Source organism: Candidatus Cloacimonadota bacterium (genome assembly GCA_011372345.1).
Taxonomy (GTDB): Bacteria; Cloacimonadota; Cloacimonadia; order Cloacimonadales; family TCS61; genus DRTC01.
Window position 1 is genome coordinate 1 of the sequence record DRTC01000437.1, and the last position, 2649, is coordinate 2649.

Below are 2649 nucleotides of genomic sequence, written 5' to 3' on the forward strand. Positions count from 1 at the left end.
AAAAGAAATTCTATAAAAAAAACTTATCTTGTTGAAAACAGGAAATTAAAAAAAATTATGTAAGGTATATTTTACATTTTAACTAATCGTCAATTTTATAATAAATAAATTAAAAAATAAAAAAATAATTTGACTTATGCACCTATGTGCATTATTTTGTCTTTGTATTTTGCTTTTGGGAGTAAATATGTCGAGACCGAAAAAGGAAAGAATGGTTTTTCAACCTCCGCTTTTTACACGCTTTAAACCTGTAAGCGTTAGAGGAAGAAATATAGATCAGATCAAACTTAATCTCGATGAATTTGAAGCCATTCGCCTAACCGATTTTCTTGGAAAAGAACATGCCGAAGCTGCCGAAGAAATGGAAATTTCGCGTTCAACTTTTACCCGCTTGATCGAAAGAGCCAGAAAAAAATTATCTGCTTTCCTGATCGAGGGTAAAATGCTGGTAATCGAAGGAGGTAACATCCATTTCAGAGGTAATCTTCTCAAGTGTTTTAATTGCGGACATATCTTCAACTCCCAATTTGAAGAAGGTTTGATCAGATGCCCGGTATGTGGTTCGACTAATTTATTCGATTATGCCGGGGAATTTGGTCATGGTAGATGTTGTCGAGGAAGAAATCGAAAAGGAAGGAGGTGATATTATGCCAGGTGGTGATAGAACAGGTCCGGATGGAAGAGGACCGAGAACCGGTCGCGGTTTAGGTAAAGCGAGCGGTAACGAATCGGGCAGAGGAAGAGGTAGCGGTCAGGGACGAGGAAGAGATTCACGATATCCTCAGAATCCGAGAAATGACCGTGGTCGAAGAAGGTAAAAATAATCCGAAACTTGTCCCAAGTTCCGGCATCTCCGTTGGAGAATATGAATCTTGGGATAAGGTGACCGTGCTTTCATTAGCGACTTAACACAAGACCTTCGGTTTGTGTCAAGTCTTGAAAAGACGGAAATGATTTAAAAGGAGGTTATGATGCCAAGAGGTGATCGAACAGGTCCTGACGGAATGGGACCAATGACAGGAAGAGGATTGGGTTATTGTGCAGGTTATGATAGCCCGGGATTTACCAGAGGATTACCACGAGGAGGAGCAGGATACGGAAGAGGATTCGGTCGTGGTTTTGGAAGAGGATATGGCAGAGGATTTGGTGGTGGATATAGAAATCGTAACAGAGCTTATTTCAATGAATATGGAACTCCACCAGCTGATTATTATCCTGATGTTTCCGAAAAAACTTTGATCGAGAATGATATGAAAATCCTGAAAGAACAACTGAAATCTATGGAAAAAAGATTGTCCGAACTTACCTCGGGAAAAGAAGAAAAATAATCCAGAAAACAGGTGGTAGATTTCTATCACCTGTTTTTCTTCTTCATTTTAGTATCAGATTTTCATAGTTTTTTATTTACCATCGATAACAACGCATAGTATAGTCTTTTTAAGTGATTAAATCATAAGAGTTATTATGAAGGGAAGAGATGGAACCGGGCCTGATGGAATGGGTCCAAAATTTGGACGAGGTTTCCGAAATAGAGGAGGAAAAAGAATTTCTTCTTCCGGAACTATTTGGGGAACGATCTTGACTGCTATTACCGGAACTTTGATTAAAGATCTAACAAGTCCGAACAGTAAAGTCAAGCTTCTGATAAATAAATTTTTGAAATCAAAAAAAATAAGTTATAATAATACTCAAGAAAGAAAGGTTATCAAACCTGAATATGAAATAATAGAAGAGGAAAAGAAAAATGGAGAAAAGTAATGTAGATTTACACGAGGTCAACATCAACAAGGATGCTGAAAAGAAGATCCGGGAAGAAAAACAATTACAGGAAAACATCGATCGGATCAAGCACAAACTGATCGTTATCAGCGGAAAAGGTGGAGTCGGGAAAAGCACTGTATCCGTAAATTTGGCTTATGGATTGGCTCTCTCAGGAAAGAAAGTTGGAATTCTCGATATCGATATTCACGGTCCATCGATTGCAAAAATGCTGGGAATCGAAGGTCAGAGACTTGGATTTTCCAATCAATCCAAAAGACCTACACCAATCAAGGTTCATGAAAATCTTTATGCAATGACGATCGCAACTTTATTACAAAGCGTTGATGATCCTGTGATCTGGAGAGGTCCTCTGAAAATGGGAGTGATCAAACAATTTCTGCAGGACATCGAATGGCCCGAACTGGATTATCTGATTGTTGACAGTCCTCCCGGAACAGGTGACGAACCATTATCTATTGTTCAAATCCTGAAAAAAGTCGATGGATCTTTAATAGTTTCCACTCCGCAGGATGTTGCCTTTCTGGACGCTCGTAAAACCATCAGGTTTTCCGAAAAAATGTCAGTTCCGGTTGTTGGAATTATTGAAAATATGAGTGGTTTTACATGTCCTCATTGCGGAGAAAAAGTCGATATTTTCCCTGGCAAAGGAGCAGCTAAAGCAGCTCTCGATTTTAAAGTTGATATTCTGGGAAAAATTCCGATCGATGTAAATATCGTGGAATCCAGTGATTCCGGAAAAGCGTATATCAAAGATTTCAGCGATCTTTCCGGAGCTAAGGAAATGAAAAGTATCGTTAATAAAATTATTGAAAAAGTGGAGAAAAAATGAATAAGAAAATTGCGATCCCAACAGAAAACGGAAAGTTA

At 38.4% G+C, this 2649-nt stretch carries 5 protein-coding genes; all 5 read left to right on the plus strand.

Going from position 1 to position 2649, the window contains the following annotated elements; all coding sequences use genetic code 11:
• Nucleotides 1-187: 187 nt before the first annotated feature.
• The 5 genes from ENL20_08500 (at nt 188) to ENL20_08520 (ending at nt 2611) form a co-directional block, all read left to right on the plus strand.
• Nucleotides 188-643: a DUF134 domain-containing protein gene (locus ENL20_08500; GenBank protein ID HHE38596.1), complete on the plus strand. Its 456-nt coding sequence runs from the start codon at nt 188-190 to the stop codon at nt 641-643.
• A gap of 4 nt (nt 644-647) precedes the next feature.
• Nucleotides 648-818, plus strand: a complete 171-nt coding sequence (locus ENL20_08505; protein HHE38597.1) for a cytoplasmic protein — start codon at nt 648-650, stop codon at nt 816-818.
• A gap of 153 nt (nt 819-971) precedes the next feature.
• A complete protein-coding gene (locus ENL20_08510) occupies nt 972-1328 on the plus strand; it encodes a hypothetical protein (GenBank protein ID HHE38598.1) in 357 nt (118 codons plus the stop codon).
• A gap of 136 nt (nt 1329-1464) precedes the next feature.
• Nucleotides 1465-1758, plus strand: a complete 294-nt coding sequence (locus ENL20_08515; protein HHE38599.1) for a hypothetical protein — start codon at nt 1465-1467, stop codon at nt 1756-1758.
• Nucleotides 1745-2611 (plus strand): ATP-binding protein, encoded by an 867-nt coding sequence (locus tag ENL20_08520; protein ID HHE38600.1) that lies wholly within the window; start codon nt 1745-1747, stop codon nt 2609-2611. The genes ENL20_08515 and ENL20_08520 overlap by 14 nt, the downstream gene beginning before the upstream one ends.
• The last annotated feature ends 38 nt before the right edge of the window (nt 2612-2649 follow it).